Source organism: Catalinimonas alkaloidigena (genome assembly GCF_900100765.1).
Classification (GTDB): Bacteria; Bacteroidota; Bacteroidia; order Cytophagales; family Flexibacteraceae; genus Mooreia; species Mooreia alkaloidigena.
In genome coordinates this window covers 699106-714414 of record NZ_FNFO01000004.1, presented here as the reverse complement: position 1 = coordinate 714414, position 15309 = coordinate 699106, and the positions used below count along the sequence as shown (strand labels likewise).

The 15309-nt window shown below is 57.8% G+C and carries 13 protein-coding genes and 1 pseudogene; 7 read left to right on the top strand and 7 right to left on the bottom strand.

Features of this window, described 5'->3' with window-relative positions; translation table 11 throughout:
- The 4 genes from BLR44_RS13690 to BLR44_RS13675 all read right to left on the bottom strand — a co-directional run bounded on the left by BLR44_RS13690 (position 1) and on the right by BLR44_RS13675 (position 3257).
- Positions 1–639 (bottom strand): bifunctional 4-hydroxy-2-oxoglutarate aldolase/2-dehydro-3-deoxy-phosphogluconate aldolase, encoded by a 639-nt coding sequence (locus BLR44_RS13690; RefSeq protein WP_089682743.1) that lies wholly within the window; start codon positions 637–639, stop codon positions 1–3.
- Between the two features lie 3 nt (positions 640–642).
- Positions 643–1665, bottom strand: coding sequence for a sugar kinase (locus BLR44_RS13685; RefSeq protein ID WP_089682741.1), 1023 nt, complete (start codon positions 1663–1665; stop codon positions 643–645).
- Between the two features lie 137 nt (positions 1666–1802).
- Positions 1803–2264: a hypothetical protein gene (locus BLR44_RS13680; RefSeq protein ID WP_089682739.1), complete on the bottom strand. Its 462-nt coding sequence runs from the start codon at positions 2262–2264 to the stop codon at positions 1803–1805.
- A 45-nt stretch (positions 2265–2309) separates the two neighbouring features.
- On the bottom strand, positions 2310–3257 hold the full coding sequence (locus tag BLR44_RS13675) for a nucleoside hydrolase (RefSeq protein WP_089682737.1): 948 nt from the start codon (positions 3255–3257) through the stop codon (positions 2310–2312).
- A gap of 474 nt (positions 3258–3731) precedes the next feature.
- On the opposite strand from BLR44_RS13675, the gene BLR44_RS13670 reads away from it, so the two are divergent.
- Entirely contained in the window at positions 3732–6419 is a 2688-nt protein-coding gene (locus BLR44_RS13670) for an MGH1-like glycoside hydrolase domain-containing protein (RefSeq protein ID WP_089682735.1), read from the top strand.
- Positions 6420–6422: 3 nt separating this feature from the next.
- Here BLR44_RS13670 and BLR44_RS13665 read toward each other — a convergent pair whose 3' ends face one another.
- A complete protein-coding gene (locus tag BLR44_RS13665) occupies positions 6423–6836 on the bottom strand; it encodes a hypothetical protein (RefSeq protein WP_089682733.1) in 414 nt (137 codons plus the stop codon).
- A gap of 57 nt (positions 6837–6893) precedes the next feature.
- Here BLR44_RS13665 and BLR44_RS13660 point away from each other — a divergent pair, with 57 nt between their 5' ends.
- Together BLR44_RS13660 and BLR44_RS29375 are read left to right on the top strand one after the other, a co-directional pair.
- Positions 6894–7298: an IS5 family transposase gene (locus tag BLR44_RS13660; protein WP_089682731.1), complete on the top strand. Its 405-nt coding sequence runs from the start codon at positions 6894–6896 to the stop codon at positions 7296–7298.
- 23 nt (positions 7299–7321) lie between these two features.
- Positions 7322–7792, top strand: a pseudogene (locus BLR44_RS29375) (IS5 family transposase); the annotation flags it as partial.
- A 13-nt stretch (positions 7793–7805) separates the two neighbouring features.
- Here the strand turns inward: BLR44_RS29375 and BLR44_RS13650 are convergent.
- A complete protein-coding gene (locus BLR44_RS13650; protein ID WP_089682867.1) occupies positions 7806–9311 on the bottom strand; it encodes an MltF family protein in 1506 nt (501 codons plus the stop codon).
- A 292-nt stretch (positions 9312–9603) separates the two neighbouring features.
- On the opposite strand from BLR44_RS13650, the gene BLR44_RS13645 reads away from it, so the two are divergent.
- Positions 9604–11340 (top strand): histone deacetylase family protein, encoded by a 1737-nt coding sequence (locus BLR44_RS13645; RefSeq protein ID WP_089682727.1) that lies wholly within the window; start codon positions 9604–9606, stop codon positions 11338–11340.
- A 172-nt stretch (positions 11341–11512) separates the two neighbouring features.
- On the top strand, positions 11513–11875 hold the full coding sequence (locus tag BLR44_RS13640) for a DUF2200 domain-containing protein (RefSeq protein WP_089682725.1): 363 nt from the start codon (positions 11513–11515) through the stop codon (positions 11873–11875).
- A gap of 203 nt (positions 11876–12078) precedes the next feature.
- Here the strand turns inward: BLR44_RS13640 and BLR44_RS13635 are convergent, their stop codons facing one another.
- On the bottom strand, positions 12079–12933 hold the full coding sequence (locus BLR44_RS13635; RefSeq protein ID WP_143017279.1) for a hypothetical protein: 855 nt from the start codon (positions 12931–12933) through the stop codon (positions 12079–12081).
- Between the two features lie 534 nt (positions 12934–13467).
- Here BLR44_RS13635 and BLR44_RS13630 point away from each other — a divergent pair.
- Entirely contained in the window at positions 13468–13890 is a 423-nt protein-coding gene (locus BLR44_RS13630; protein ID WP_143017278.1) for a hypothetical protein, read from the top strand.
- Between the two features lie 306 nt (positions 13891–14196).
- Entirely contained in the window at positions 14197–15285 is a 1089-nt protein-coding gene (locus BLR44_RS13625; protein WP_089682719.1) for an efflux RND transporter periplasmic adaptor subunit, read from the top strand.
- Positions 15286–15309 lie beyond the last annotated feature (24 nt).

The following is a 15309-nucleotide window of genomic DNA, read 5'->3' as shown; positions in this document are numbered from 1 at the left end:
TTACGCCCTGGCCTGCCGAACCTGTTCGTGCAGTTGTTGGGCGCGTTCTGTCAGCAACGCAAAGTTGCCTTCCGCGATGGCCTTCGGGTCGGTAAGTGTACTCCCCACGCCCAGCGCGCAGGCCCCCGCCCGAATCCATGCCCCGGCGTTTTCGACCGTGACTCCTCCGGTGGGCATTAGCCGCAGGTGGGGCAGGGGTGCCCGCACGGCCTTCAGGTACGCGGGACCGAACATCTCGGCCGGGAACACCTTGACCACATCGGCGCCCCATTCGTGCGCGGCCTGAATCTCGCCCGGCGTGAACGCTCCGGAAAAGACCGGCACGTCATGGTGATGGGCGCGTGCAATGACCTCCTGTTTCGAAACGGGCGTAACGATGAACCGGGCACCGGCCCGAACGGCCGCGTCGACCGTTGCGGCGTCAATGACCGAACCGACGCCGACACAGAAGCGGGCTTGCGCAGCCAGTTGTTCGATGAGCCGGAGGGCCTGTGGCGTTCCGATGGTTACCTCAATGGTGTGCACTCCCCCCGCGAAAAGCGCGTCGGCGATGGGCAGCACGGGGTCGGGGCGAGGTTGCCGGATGATAGCGACGATGCCTTCGTCCAGAATGGTTTGCAGGGTACGGTGACGTGACATGACTTAGCGTTTAACGCGCCCGGAGTGATCGCCTTCCGCGACTTCCAGCACTTCGTTTTCTGAAAACAAACTTAAATCGCCGGGAATGGTGTGCTTCAGCGCCGACGCGGCTGTCGCAAATTCGATGGTTTTGGCGTGGTCCCACCCGCGGCAGAGCCCGTGCAGTACTCCCGCCGTGAAGGCATCGCCGCCCCCGATGCGGTCTACAATGTGGAAGTGGTACTTCCGGCTTTCGTAGAACCGGTTGCCGTCGTACAGAAGGCCCGCCCAGCCGTTTTCTGAGGCCGACAGGTGTTCGCGTACGGTCAGGGCGATAAGCGGAAAAGGCTGCGTCCGGTAGAGTGCTTCGGCCGCGGCCCGCGTGGCTTCCACCTGCCCCTGCCAGTCGGCCGGGAGGTCGCCGCCAATGGCGAATACGTCGGCCACCGAGCCGGTGTTGGCAAACAGCACATCGATGTGTTCCATCAGCGGTAGCAAAACGGCCCGCCCTTCATCCTGCGTCCAGAGGCTTCGGCGGAAGTTTAGGTCAAAACTCACCTGCACCCCCAGCGATTTTGCGGTACGGATGGCCTGCGTTGTGGCGGTAGCACACGCCGCCGAAAGGGCGGGCGTAATGCCCGTGGTGTGGAAGTAGTCCTTGCCCTGAAGAATCTGGTACCAGTCGTACGCTTCGGGAGGGGCCAGCGCCATGGCCGAATTTTCCCGGTCGTAGATGATGCGGCTGGCGCGCATGGCCGCTCCGTGTTCGATGTAGTACGTGCCGATCCGTTTGCCCGCGCGCCGTGCCAGCCGTGTGTCGACCCCAAACTCGCGGAGGGAGTTGATGGCTCCGTCGCCCAGTGCGTGGTCGGGGAGGGTCGTCACAAACCAGGTGTCCTGTCCCAGGCAACTCAGCGCCACCGTGACGTTCGATTCGGCGCCGGCGTAGGCTTTTTGCAGGGCGTTGGTCTGGACCAGGCGTTCGTTCAGGTGGAACGGGGTGAGGCGGAGCATGATCTCTCCAAATCCGACGATTTTCTTAGGCATGCAATGGGGGTTGTTTTGTGGAGATAAACCGGACCGTATACGGTATAATGTCTAAAGAGAGCGTTTACGGCTTATAGAACGGGTGATGCTTCCTGAAGCAAACATCGACCCTGACCTGATGCGATGCGCCTTCTGTCTCATTTTGCCAGCGCCGTGGGCGTATTTTCGTCTACTTCGGAGCCGGGCGGATGCAGGCGTCGGCCCCAGTAAACCACTTGAGCCAGCAAAAGAAGGGTGATGAACGAAAGCCCCAGGGCGGTCCAGAGAAGGCGTTCGTAGCGGCGGTGACGCCGGGTAATGGCCGCGTAGGCAAGCAGCGAAAACCCACCGCTCAGCCAAACGGCCCATAGGAGTGTCCGGGCGGCGGTGACGTGATGGCTGACCAATTCGGGCGAGATGCTGTAATGCACCCGCGGTTGGCTAATCTGCCCGCCCGTGAGCCACGCCAGCACCACGGCGACCGCCGCAAAAGCCAGCGCGAGTAGCCCCACCTTCGTGTACCCGACGTGCCCGCGGCCCTGCCCCCAGAACAGCAGCACGAAGCCGAGCACAATGCCGACAAACGGAAGGTAGCCCAGCACGAGGTGGAAATAGGACATAGAGCAACGGGGTTGCGGGCAAGTTACACTGAATCTGACGATTGGCTAGCGACCCGCGGCCGGCAGCCCGGCCTTCGCGACCTTCCACCAGTCGGTGCGCATGGCATCGGCCTGCACCTGGGTGTAGACCCAGATCGTACGCGGTTTGTTTTCGGGCGGAGTCTGAACCTGTCGTTCCGTCGCGAGCGCCGGTCGGGCTACGGCTTCGACCAGAGCCAGGTCCCAGAAAACACGCTCGTCGGTATCGGGGCCGTTCGAAAGCCAGCGGGCCGCCAGGTAGTCGGCGACCGGACCATGCCCGGCCAGCTGGTCGAGCGTCGACTGCAACTGAAAGGTGAACCCAAACAGCACATTGATGGGCATAAGGTGCAGCTCCAGCCCGTCCAGATTGAACAGATAATTCATGGCATTCAGGTCGTTGCGCACGTTGAACTCGTCCTTGTCCCATACGTTCCGGTCGGCGTAATAGCGACCGCCCAGCGCATACACCGTGATGTTCGGCACGATGTCGGGGGCCAGCGCCAGAGCCGATGCCAGGTTAGTAACCGCCCCGAGGCAGAGGATCGTCAGCTTTTGCGAAGCGGGCAGGGCGCGTGCCAGGCGGATCATCAGGTGCGCCGCGGGCGAGTCGCTGGGTTCGGTGCCGCCCCACGGTTTGCCCATGATCATCTCGGCGCCCAGCGGGGCGGGGATGTCGGTACGTTGCATCAGCCGCAGCAGGTCGTCGTTGATGCGTTGGCTTTCCTGCACGGTGTTCGGAGGGGAGAGGCGGTGGTTCCATTGGGCCGACGCCAGCCCCCGGACGTCGAAGTCAGGCTCCAGCAGCGCCCGTACAATGGCATACAGGTCGTCTACTTCGTTGGCGGTGTCGGCATCGATCAGGACCGTGCGGCGTCCCGGCGGCCGCTGTGCTGGGGCGTCGAAAGGAAAAGCGGTGAGCAACGGCAGCGAGGCGGCCACTCCGGCGTGCTTCAGAAACGAACGGCGGTGCATAGGCAGAAATCAGGTTTGCGGCGAAGATAACTCCTTTGACTTCGTCGCAAAACCAGGCTGATCGGGGAACTGCGCGCTCCTGCGCGTAACACTGACGAGCTGACGCCGCGCCTGCCTCTCCGACACAAGTTTTTTGCGACGGGCGAGCGGGTCGAAAGGATCGACAAAAAAAGTTGATTTGTAGATGCGGCTTGCGCAGAAAAGGCCGCCTTTCGGGTATGTTTAACTATTTTGACGTAGTTGCGTTAAGTTTAGGATATTGCAAGAATAGAGCAAGCGTTTGCTCTGGCAGCTTACGCCCCTTTGTGGGGTTCCCACCACCCATTTCCGTTGTCCTATGCCTTTGGTAGGAGTCATTGCCCCGGTCTGTCAGCGGAGCGATGGCGTTGATCCGACCCAGGGCTGGGAAGCGATGACTCACACCGGAATGGAGCTGCCTTCAGACACCAGAGTCAGGCTTTACCGCTTTTGTCCATGACAAGTACTACCGTAGAAGGAGAACGGCTGGCGCAATCGGCCGATAATAAAAATTGGAAAATCTGGGGCCCTTACCTGTCGGACCGGCAGTGGGGCACCGTTCGTGAAGATTACAGCCCCCACGGCGACGCCTGGAACTGCGTGCCCCACGACCACGCCCGGAGCAACGCCTACCGCTGGGGCGAAGAGGGCATCGCCGGGTTTTGCGACAACCGGCAGATTCTGTGCCTGGCCCCGGCCTTCTGGAACGGGCGCGACCCCATTCTGAAAGAGCGCCTTTTTGGGTTGACCAACGGGCAGGGAAACCACGGCGAGGACGTGAAAGAACTTTACTTCCACCTCGATTCCACGCCGACGCATTCGTACTGCAAGTTTCTCTACAAGTATCCGCAACGCGAATTTCCCTACAACGAACTGGTGGAGAAGAACCGCCGCAGTCGTTACGAAGTGGAGTACGAACTGCTGGATACGCAAGCCTTCGACGAAAACCGTTACTTCGATTGCTTTGTAGAGTATGCCAAAGGAGGCATCAACGACATTCTGATGAAGATCACGGTGGTGAACCGCGGGCCCGATCCGGCGACGATCCACGTGCTGCCGCACCTCTGGTTTCGCAACTACTGGCGGCACAATTCCCGCTATACGGCTCCGTACATGCGGGCGTATTCCGACCAGATCATCCAGGCCTCGTCGAAGCGAAACGGCCAGTTTTTTCTGCACCATGAAGGCGGCGAGCAGTTGTTCTGCGAAAACGAAACCAACGGGCAGCGGCTGTACGGCGTGCCCAACCAGTTTCCCTACGTCAAAGACGGCATCAACGACTACGTCGTACAAGGGATACCCGCCGTCAACCCCGAGAAGGTAGGCACCAAGTCGGCCGTGTGGATGAAGGCTACGGTGCGGGCCGGCGGCACGCGTACGTTCCGGGTGCGCCTGAACCGCGACCGCAAGGGCAATCCCTGGGCGGATTTCGACGCCGTGTTTGCGCAGCGCCAGGAAGAGGCCGATGCCTATTACGAAGCACTTTCGCCCGCGTCGCTTTCGCCCGTGCGGAAAAAACTGCTCCGCAGCACCATGGCGGGTCTGTTGTGGACCAAGCAGTTTTACTACCTCGACGTGTACAAGTGGCTGAACGGCGAACCGGGACAGGAGCCGCCGTTCCGGCACTGGAAACGCAACAACGACTGGCAACACCTGACCAACCGGAACATCATTTCCATGCCCGACAAGTGGGAGTATCCCTGGTATGCGGCGTGGGATCTGGCCTTCCACGCGACCTCGTTCGTACACGTCGATCCGGATTTCGCCAAGCATCAGCTCCTCCTGATGCTGCGGGAGTATTACATGCACCCGAACGGCCAAATCCCGGCCTACGAGTGGAACTTCAGCGACGTGAATCCGCCCGTCCACGCCTGGGCGGTCTGGCAGGTTTACGCGATGGACAAACAGAAAACCGGCGTGCCCGACTGGGATTTTCTGGAGCGGGCGTTTCAGAAACTGCTGATGAACTTCACGTGGTGGGTCAACCAGAAAGACGTCAACGGCACCGACCTGTTCGAAGGAGGCTTCCTGGGGCTGGACAACATCGGGGTGTTTGACCGCAGCCGCATGCTGCCCGGCATCCGGAAGATGCAACAGGCCGACGCCACGAGCTGGATGGCCATGTTTTCGCTGAACATGCTGGTGATGTCGCTGGAGCTGGCACACCGCAACCCCGCTTACGAAGAAGCGGCCTCTAAATTCTTCCGCCACTTCCTGAACATCGCCTGGGCCATGCACCACATCGGGAAGAAGGACATCTCACTCTGGGACGACAAAGACAACTTCTATTACGATGCCGTGCAACTGGAAGACGGCAGCTCGCACCGCCTGCGCATCCGTTCCCTGGTGGGCATCATTCCGCTCCTGGCGGTGGACATCATCCATTCCGACACCTTCGAGCAGATGCGGGAGTTCCGCAACCGGGCCATCAGCATCATCCGGACGCGTCCCGATCTGGCGGAGCTGATCTCGCACATCGATCAGAAAAACGAAACCGGCGACCACCTGTTCTCCATCATGCGGGGCTTCCGGCTCGAGCACCTTCTCAAGCGGATGCTCGACGAAGCGGAGTTTTTGTCGGACTACGGGGTCCGCTCGCTTTCCAAAATTCACCTGGAGCAGCCCTACACGTTCGAGTTCAACGGCACCAGCCACGTGATCCATTACGAACCGGGCGAAAGCACCACCTCGATGTTCGGCGGCAACTCCAACTGGCGCGGTCCCATCTGGTTCCCGCTCAATTACATCATCATCAAATCCCTGCTGAAGTACTACCGATTCTACGGCCCGACGTACATCTACGAATTTCCGGCCGGTTCTGGTAACAAACTGAACCTGAAGCAGATTGCCCGTGAGTTGACCCTCCGTCTCCTGAAGATTTTCGAGCCGGACCAACAGGGGCATTACCCCTACCACGCGCCCTACAAGCAGTTTCTCGAAGATCCGCACTTCCGCGACCATTACCTCTTCTACGAGTTTTTCCACGGCGACTCGGGACAGGGCCTCGGGGCTTCGCACCAAACGGGCTGGACGGCCCTCATTGCCAACCTCCTTCTGGAAATCGATCTGGAAGGCAAGAAGGAGCCTAAAAAGCGCAAGGCCAAAGCCAAGCCTAAGAAAAAGAAGGTGGTGAAGAAGACGTAGAGGTTAACGCTCTTCTTGTAGAATCTCTCTGATTTTGCGAACGAGGATGATTCCAAAAACACCCATCAGCGGCAGGGCCGTACGCTGATCCTTTTCCCAGGCCTGGGAAATCAGGATACCAAAGAGCATCGGAAGCAGGTAGTCAAAAATTTTTGCCACTATGCGATACCGCCGCTTTGCGGAGGGAGACTGCCACACGCCGGACTTTTGAACAACCGGACCCAAGACGACTTCAAGTATACGGAGAGCAATCAGAAACAAGCCGAGGCCGCTGAGAGAGACGAGCCACCACCTTTCACTGCCGTGCTCTGTTAGGGCGTGGAGCAGAAACGCTCCGACATAACAGGCCGCGGTCAGCAGCAAAAGCGAAAAGATGAGGTAGCGCGCTATAACGCCTAAAAACGTTTTTCTGTCCATGCTGCACTAGGCTGTGTCTGATGAATCGATAAGAGCCATCGAGACGTAGACTGGTATATGAGACGCTATGAATTGACAGACGAACAGTGGGCGCAAATCTCAAAATTCTTTCCGCAGAATGAAGGGCAACGGGGTGGACAGTGGCGTGACCATCGACAAGTGTTAAATGGGATGTTATGGATCTTAAGTACTGGTGCTCCTTGGCGGGATCTGCCCGAACGATATGGCCCCTGGAAAACGGTATATGATAGATTCCGTCGCTATCGCATCAGTGGCTTGTTGGATGAGATTGTAGAGTACTTGCAGATCCAACTTGATGAAGAAGGTTATATCGATTGGGAACTTTGGATGGCGGCCGCCGCTGCGGTGGACTCAACGGTAATCAGAGCACATAAATCAGCGGCAGGCGCCAGTAAAAAGGGGGCACGTGCCAACGTTATGGCGATTCCAATGAACCCTTAGATCATGCTTTAGGACGCTCCAGAGGTGGATTTTCCACGAAAATTCATTTGGTAACCGATCAGTACCACCATCCTCTATCGGTGACGTTAAGTGCCGGTCAAGCCCATGATGTCAATTATTTGGAAGAGGCACTTGACCAGGTCCGCATTCCACAAGCAAGAGGTCGCCCTAGAACACGACCTGTGGAAGTAGTAGCTGACAGGAGTTATGATGCAGCTAGAGTCCGAAAGGCACTACGGGGCCGAGGCATCCGAGCCATGATCCCAGAAAAGCGGTTAGCCAAAGGGAGAAAACGAAGGAAAAAAGGCCCTCACCATCGATTTGACCGACAGGCCTACAAGAAGCGAGGGGGGATTGAGCAAAGCATCGGATGGCTGAAAGAAAACCGGCGAGTAGCCACACGCTACGACAAGACTGCAGTTAGTTTCAAGGCGATGATTCAGTTAGCAATCATCAAATTTTTCCTCAAAAGGTATTCATCAGACACAGCCTAGCGTAGAAACTGACTTACTCGCCCAGGGCAACGGCCTCTTCGGGAGCGGCGGCGTTTTCCTGCCGGATCAGGTCGTCGTAAATCTGGTAGCGTTTGAAGATGTCTTCTACGTAATTGTGGGGCTCTTCGCCACGACAGTACCCGTGTTTGACCACCGGATCGGAGTAATGTTTCTTCTGGGCCTTCAGCAGGATGCAGTCGGCCACGTTGCCGGTCCAGACGTTCGGGTCTTTGCCCAGCTTTTCGGCGAGGCGGCGGGCGTCGCTAACGTGACCGGGCCCGGCGTTGTAGGTGGCCAGCACAAACTTGATGCGTTCCAGCGAGTCGGGCACGTCTTCGTAAAGCTTCGCCAGTTTCTTCAGGTAGGTCACGCCCGCCTCGATCGACTCGCCCGGGTGCGTGAGGTCGTAGTCGCCGAGTTCCTGCGCCGTTGACGGCATCAGTTGCATGAGGCCAGTCGCTCCCGCCCACGACGTGGAGCTGGGGTCGAAATGGGACTCCTGGTAAATCTGGGACGCCAGCAGCTTCCAGTCCCAGCCGAGCTGCCCCGCTCCCCGCTGGATGAGGTCGTCGTAAGCAGAAATTTTACCGCCCGTCAGCGAGAAGTATTCGCTGTTGACCCGCCGCCGGAAGCGTTTCCGGTTTTTGTAATACTTGTTGTAGATGGCGTAGAAATCCACGCCCTTCTTTTCTTCCGCCAGCCAGGCGTTGACCGCCTTGCGCAGCTGGGGCGAGGTTTTGCGCACCATCCAGGCCTGCCGTTGTGGAAAGCTGACGGCCGTCCCGACGTCCAGGTCCTGGTAGTAAGTGGCGTTGATCTTCGCGAGGCTCTCGTCCGCCACGGTGTAGTCGATTTCGCCTTCGGCTACTTTGCGGATGATCTCGTTGGTTTCCAAGTTGCCTTCGATCGGTTCGATCAGTACGTCGCCGCCCATTTCCTGCGAGAGGTTGTAGAGCCGCCGGTAGTAGGCGCTGTTTTTGCGTACGTGCACCTCTTTTCCAATCAGGTCGAGCGGATCGCGGATCAGCACCTTCTCGATTTCGTGACGCTTCATCTGCCGCCATCCCTCCGGCTTGCGCTGCACCAGCACCTGCCGCGTCACGGAATAATGGTCGGTGAAGTCGACGTGTTTTTTGCGAGGTTTGGTGATGCTGAGGCTGTGCGCGACCAGATCGCCCTCGCCCGTGTTGAGCATTTCGATGAAGTTGTCGAGGTTGTAGGCGATCCTGATTTCCAGGTCCAGGTCCAGGTAGTCGGCCAGGCGTTCGAGAAGTTCGTACTCGTAGCCCATCGGCTCGCCGCGGTACAGGAAATAGCTCGTTGGGCTGTAGCTCGTGATCGCCACCAGCTTGCCCCGCTTGCGGATCTCCGGCAGGTCTACCGCCACGGGCGGGCTGTACACGACTTCGTCGGGGCCGTCGTCGTGTGTGCGTTGGGCCTCGTCGTCGGACGAAGCACACGCCACCAGCAGCGCGAGGGAAACGTAGGACAGGTACCGCGGGAAAGGTCGACGTAGCATCTGGATTAACATGTGGTGGACATACGTACCGGGGACGTTGCTCAATAAAACATAGGAATATAAGGAAGGATGGACAGAAATGCTAACGCATGCGGCAGGTGCCTTCCGGAATAGGATTATGTGCTTCTGAAAGGCACGTAATGCTTGCCGAATAAAAAATAGGGACAGCAAAGCCAAGGTGCTGAAGTTCAGTTTGCTACTTTCGGGGGGAAGGGGCGCCTGGCCCGAAACCGGCCGCTGCCTTGTGTTTTTCCACGACAAACTTGCGCGTTTGCAATGCGTATAATTTTCGATGTTCAAAATACGTGTGATCCAGAGTAGCTCCTTCCCGGCCTCGAAAGAGCGGCTCGACCAGGTACAGGAAATTTTCCGCCAGAGTTTCCCCTCGCTGACCTATTATGCCGACCGGCTGCCGTCGTTACTGAACGATCCGGTATACCACGGTTACAACAGCGTGCTGTTCGTGGCCGAACGCCCCCTGGGACGTCTCGACGCCTTTGCGCTGTTTCTCTACTTTCCCGAAATCAAGTTCGCGTTTCTCGATTTTATCGCCGTACGGCCGGGCATCCGGGGGGCGGGGTTGGGCGGCGCGCTCTACGAAGCCGTCCGCGAGTACTGCCACCGGATCGGGGCGAAGGGGTTGTTTATGGAAGTGCAGCCGGACGACCCCGAGCTGACGCCCGAGCCGCAGCAACTGAAGGAAAGCCAGCAGCGCATTCGTTTTTACGAGGCCTACGGCGTGCGGCCGGTCTGGAACACGGAATACGACTACCCGGTGGGCGACCCGCCGACGCACGCGTATCTGCTCTACGACAGCCTGGGGAAGGAGAAACCCCTGCACCGCGCCGACGCGCAACAGGCGGTGCGGATGATCCTGACGAAGCGCTTCGGCCATGTGGTAACCACGAAAGAGGTCGACCGCATTGTGGCCTCGTTCCGCGACGATCCGGTTCAGTTGCGCCCCGCGCGTTACCGCAAGCAGTCGCCACCGGCCGCGGAGGTGCGTTCGCATCGGCTCGACAACCCGTACGCGCTGGTGCACTCCGAAACGCACAAGGTGCATCACGTGCCGGAACGGGGGTACGTGGAGCGCCCCATCCGGGTGGAGGCGCTGCTGGAAGTGCTGCAACCGCTCCCGTTTTTTACGACCCTGAAAACCAAGCATTACGGCGAAAAGCCCATTCTGGCCGTGCACGACCGCGACTTGGTCCACTACCTCCAGACGGTCTGCGCCAAACTGAAAGAAGGGCGTCCGGTCTATCCCGACACGTTTCCGATCCGCCTGCCCGAACGCAAGCCGAAAGAGCTGGCCGTACAGGCGGGGTACTACTGCATCGATTCGGGTACACCGCTCTACAAAAAAGGCTACGTGGCCGCCATCAGCGCGGTCGACACGGCCCTCACCGCGGCCGACGAGATTCTGGCCGGTCGGCGCATGGCCTACGCGCTGTGCCGCCCGCCGGGGCACCACGCCGGGCGGAAATATTTCGGCGGCTTCTGTTACTTCAACAACGCAGCCATCGCGGCGCAGCACCTCAGCCGGCACGCCAAAGTCGCGGTACTCGACATCGACTACCACCACGGCAACGGCACCCAGGACATCTTCTACGACCGCGCCGACGTATTTACCGTCTCCATTCACGGCCATCCCGACTACGCTTACCCGTACTTCACCGGGTTTGAGGAAGAAACAGGCACCGGGGCGGGCCTGGGGCACAACCTGAACCTGACCGGCAAGCCCGGCACCGGCGAAGAGGCGTACCTGAAGCTTTTCCAGCGGGCGCTGGACCGCGTTCTGAAGGCGGGTACCGAAATTCTGATCGTCGGGCTGGGGTACGACATCCTGAAGGGCGACCCGACCGGCCTGTTCGCCCTAAAACCGGAGACGTTGCGCAAAATGGGGCAGTTGCTGACCAGTCTCAATTTGCCGCTGTTGGTGGTGCAGGAGGGAGGCTACAACATCCTCAACATCCGCCGGGGCTCCGTTGCGTTCTTCAAGGGCATAGCCGAAGGGCTGGCCGTACGCTAAACGGCGGCTCTTCCTCTTTTTGATAAAAACTTCGCAGGGTGTACATTGACGAGGCTCAGGTTAGTTCCGGAGCATGAAGCAAGCGTGAAAACGTTGCTCCAACCCCGGTTAATTACGCGCACAGGCCACTGGCAGTAGAGTAAAATAATCCTCAGCAAACAAAATAACTCCTATGGCAACAACCCCTAAACACGATGAGCGGATCGCCACCATGACCTTTGCCTCCGTGTATCCTCATTACCTGACGAAGGTGGAGAAGAAAGGTCGGACGAGAGAAGAATTGCTGCAAGTGATCGAATGGTTAACGGGCTTCGATGAGCATAAGCTGCAAGAACTCATCGAGCAGAACGTGACTTTTCAGGAATTCTTTCAACAGGCGAAGCTAAACCCGAACGCGCAACTGATTACAGGAGTGATCTGCGGTTACCGGGTAGAAGAAATCGAAAATCCGTTGACACAACAGGTGCGGTATTTGGACAAGTTGGTGGATGAATTGGCGAAGGGCAGGAAGATGGAAAAGATAGTAAGAGCGTGAATGAAAAGGGATGCCGCTACCTCTAAAACGAAGCCCTGTTAAGTCTAGATTTAGAGAGAAGGAAACTACTTTTCGATTTAATAAAAACCACTAAAACACAGGGGCTTTTCGGTAGCGTGATTTTGTAGAAAGCGTATGGGTTTCTTTCTAAGCTCAGCGCGTTCTTGTCCGATTCCTGTTGTTGACCTGCATCTGGTCGGTTACTACCGTGCGTCCCGATAAAAACGGCGGCTGGTCGGGTATCTCGTGTGGCGCAGGGGGCCTTCGTCGCTCAGGAGCGGATGCCAGTCCGAACGGAGCACACGCCTGACGGTGGTGGGTTTGCCATCGACCCACACGCGGCGCTGGAGCAGCCGGATGCCGTGACTGTAATCGACCCAGTCGGGGCGGTGGCCGTTGTAGAGGGGTTGGATCGCCTTCCCGTTTGGCCGGTGCCAGCCGTAAATCACTACCCTTACGTTTCCCCGTGCATTGACCATACGGTCGGAGAGCACTACGTCTTTTTTGTGACCCGCCACCAGCTGGCCGAGTGGCGCCTGTCGCAGACTTGAGTCGCGTTGCGCTTGCACCATCGCGTTGTGTTGTACCAGCACCGTCACCGACGTCATCGTGTCCGAAGGCGGGATGGGTTGCGGCCGGAGTCGCAGGGCGGCCTCCTGGTACAGCCGGTCGGATACGCGGCGCGTCACCAGGCGGCACTTCAACCGATTCGCGACGCGCTGGGCCAGCATGCACGTCATGGGACAGTACACGTAATCGTCGTTGGAACCAAGGGCCAGAAAATCGGGCAGAACAAAGTAGCGGATCTGGTGCCGTTCGCCTGCCACCGTGGCGGTGTCGGTCACTTCTACCAGTTGCCGGTAAAAGTCGGGGACATTTCCGGAACGGATCTCGCGGAACATGCGCCGTTCCCGCTCCCGTAACGAGAGGGACGTGTCTTGGAGGGACGCCATGAAGGCGGTGCCGGAAAGGGCATTCGGTTGGCGAGAGCGCAGGTGCAACGTCTGTGCCTGGAGAGGAGCCGCTGCCAGAAGCCACAGAACAACAAGGTACTTCACCCGACGAAACTACGGCAAAGCGCTAAAAGCCGGGTGAGGGGAGGGGCGCTTATAACAATAGATAGCAATGTGGTAAGGCCCGCGCTGCGCGCCGGGAAAACCCCTGTGAAACGTCGTTGGAGGCGATTTTTACGCACCATGCCGTGGATGCCCGCAAGCGGGAACGTAATTTTAATTTTCTTTTAATTTTCCTGATTCTTCTAATCCCAAACGCTATTCTTATGTTTGGGGAATGATTCACAAAGGCCTGGCAATGCGGCAGACGAAACACGAGAAAAAAGGGCGTTGTGAGATGTAGTTGGCTGTTTCTGAGGAGTTTATGCGGTCAATCCATTCAACTTCAAAAACACCAAACGTCACCTGATTTTGTTACCGGTTACTTTGCATTATTCGTAGATCGCCGGCGGGTCAGGCAGCGCTTACCATCCTACCACCACCTAGTAAATGCACACGTACGTAGTTAACTACTCTGCATGCTCGTAACGATTCGCAGTGCTTCTGTGCCATTGACGTGAACTAATTCGGATAAAGACGATGAAATTCGTAGTGAGATGTATTCTGGTAACGTTTGTTCTCCTGTTGAGCGGGTTCGGCTACATAGCCGCTCAATCCGTACAGGAGGAGAATGGGCCTGCCCCAGAAGCCGGTCTTGCCACGGCAGCCGCCGTCGAAACAACCCTGCCCGCACACCCGCACTCGCTTGTCCTGACGCCGGTAGCGTCGGCTTTGAAAAAAGGTATTCCGAGCCTGGAAGTGCGGGAGAGCGAAGACAAAGAAGACGAATCAATTTCGGTCAAAAAATACCTGAAGGGCAGTGCTTACCTGGTAGCGCTTTTTTGCGCGCTGACCCTCAGTTCCCTCTTTCGTTACCTGCATACGTGTGTCGCTTCCCGCACCCACGTGGCCTCCTTCTCCTTCGGCAGACGGTACCTCCTGCTCCGGGTCATCCGGGTATGAGTGGAGGCCGGGTAGCCCCTGCGCTGCCGTTCTTCCTGCCTTTTCCTCCCACCACCCTGTTGTTTTGCATTCAGTAGCGCATCGCCGGCGCAGACCGGGCCGATGCTTCGCGTAGCGTCTTGCGTTTTAAAAATCAATAAGAAAAATCGTATTGCTGTGCCGTAGTGGTACTCACGACATTGTTGCCTGCGCGCTTGCCTGGCAAGCCGGGGCCTCCGATCGGCAACGGGCCGGAGCTGATCCGCCCACCTTACGGACCTTACCCTTACCACCCCACTACCAACAAAAGCAAAATTGTTAATTGTTATGAAAAGAGTTGTGATGCTCATGGGTTTGGGCGCCGCCCTGGCGAGCCAGACAAGCTGTGAAACGAAAAGTGAAGCCAAGGAGATGGAAACCAAGTTTTTGGTGACCAGCCCGGTGAGAATGGATACGTCCATCACGGACGAGTACGTGTGTCAGATCCGTTCCATCAACCACATTGAGCTGCGGGCCCTGGAAAAAGGTTACCTGGAGAAAATCTACGTCGACGAAGGGCAGTTCGTGAAAAAAGGCCAGTTGCTGTTCAAAATCATGCCCGTGCTCTACGAGGCAGAGCTGCAACGCGCAAAAGCCGAAACCAGCTTCGCCGAAATCGAATACCAGAACACCAAAAACCTGGCCGACAGCAACATCGTAGCGCCAAACGAACTGGCGATGGCGAAAGCCAAATACGACAAAGCCAGGGCCGAACAGGCGCTGGCGCAGGTGCACCTGGGCTTCACCGAAATCCGGGCGCCCTTCGACGGCATCATCGACCGCTTTCACGTGCGGCTGGGGAGTCTGGTGGACGAAGGCGAGTTGCTGACCAACCTGTCGGACAACAGCAAAATGTGGGTCTACTACAACGTACCCGAAGCCGAATACCTGGATTACAAATCGCAGGTGGGGACCGACACCGGGCGCACGCAGGTGCAGTTGCTGATGGCCAACCACAAGCTGTTTCAACATTCCGGCATGGTAGAAACCATCGAAGCCGACTTCAACAACGAAACCGGTAACATTCCCTTCCGGGCAACTTTCCCGAATCCTAGCGGCCTGTTGCGCCACGGTGAAACCGGCAGCATCGAGATGAAGGTGCCGCTCGAGAATGCGCTGATCATCCCTCAGAAAGCCACCTTCGAAGTGCTGGAGAAGAAATATGTATTTGTGATAGACGACGAAGGCGTGGTGAAATCGCGCGAGATCACCATCGGAGAAGAAATGCCCCACCTGTATGTCGTGAAAAGCGGTCTGGACGAAAACGACAAGATTCTGCTGGAAGGTCTGCGCCTTGTCAGGGAGAACGAAGAGATAGAAACGGAGTTCCTGGAGCCCGATTCCGTCATTACGCATCTGGACCTGTATGCGGAATAAGTTAAGTACTGTAAAACACGAACA

Bases quoted from the DNA above. Each gene is read 5' to 3' on its own strand.
- BLR44_RS13675 (WP_089682737.1), bottom strand. From the start codon at position 3,257: ATGCACCGCCGTTCGTTTCTGAAGCACGCCGGAGTGGCCGCCTCGCTG.
- BLR44_RS13625 (WP_089682719.1), top strand. From the start codon at position 14,197: ATGAAAAGAGTTGTGATGCTCATGGGTTTGGGCGCCGCCCTGGCGAGC.
- BLR44_RS13670 (WP_089682735.1), top strand. From the start codon at position 3,732: ATGACAAGTACTACCGTAGAAGGAGAACGGCTGGCGCAATCGGCCGAT.
- BLR44_RS13630 (WP_143017278.1), top strand. From the start codon at position 13,468: ATGAAATTCGTAGTGAGATGTATTCTGGTAACGTTTGTTCTCCTGTTG.
- BLR44_RS13665 (WP_089682733.1), bottom strand. From the start codon at position 6,836: ATGGACAGAAAAACGTTTTTAGGCGTTATAGCGCGCTACCTCATCTTT.
- BLR44_RS13690 (WP_089682743.1), bottom strand. From the start codon at position 639: ATGTCACGTCACCGTACCCTGCAAACCATTCTGGACGAAGGCATCGTC.
- BLR44_RS13660 (WP_089682731.1), top strand. From the start codon at position 6,894: ATGAGACGCTATGAATTGACAGACGAACAGTGGGCGCAAATCTCAAAA.
- BLR44_RS13685 (WP_089682741.1), bottom strand. From the start codon at position 1,665: ATGCCTAAGAAAATCGTCGGATTTGGAGAGATCATGCTCCGCCTCACC.
- BLR44_RS13680 (WP_089682739.1), bottom strand. From the start codon at position 2,264: ATGTCCTATTTCCACCTCGTGCTGGGCTACCTTCCGTTTGTCGGCATT.
- BLR44_RS13650 (WP_089682867.1), bottom strand. From the start codon at position 9,311: ATGCTACGTCGACCTTTCCCGCGGTACCTGTCCTACGTTTCCCTCGCG.
- BLR44_RS13645 (WP_089682727.1), top strand. From the start codon at position 9,604: ATGTTCAAAATACGTGTGATCCAGAGTAGCTCCTTCCCGGCCTCGAAA.
- BLR44_RS13640 (WP_089682725.1), top strand. From the start codon at position 11,513: ATGGCAACAACCCCTAAACACGATGAGCGGATCGCCACCATGACCTTT.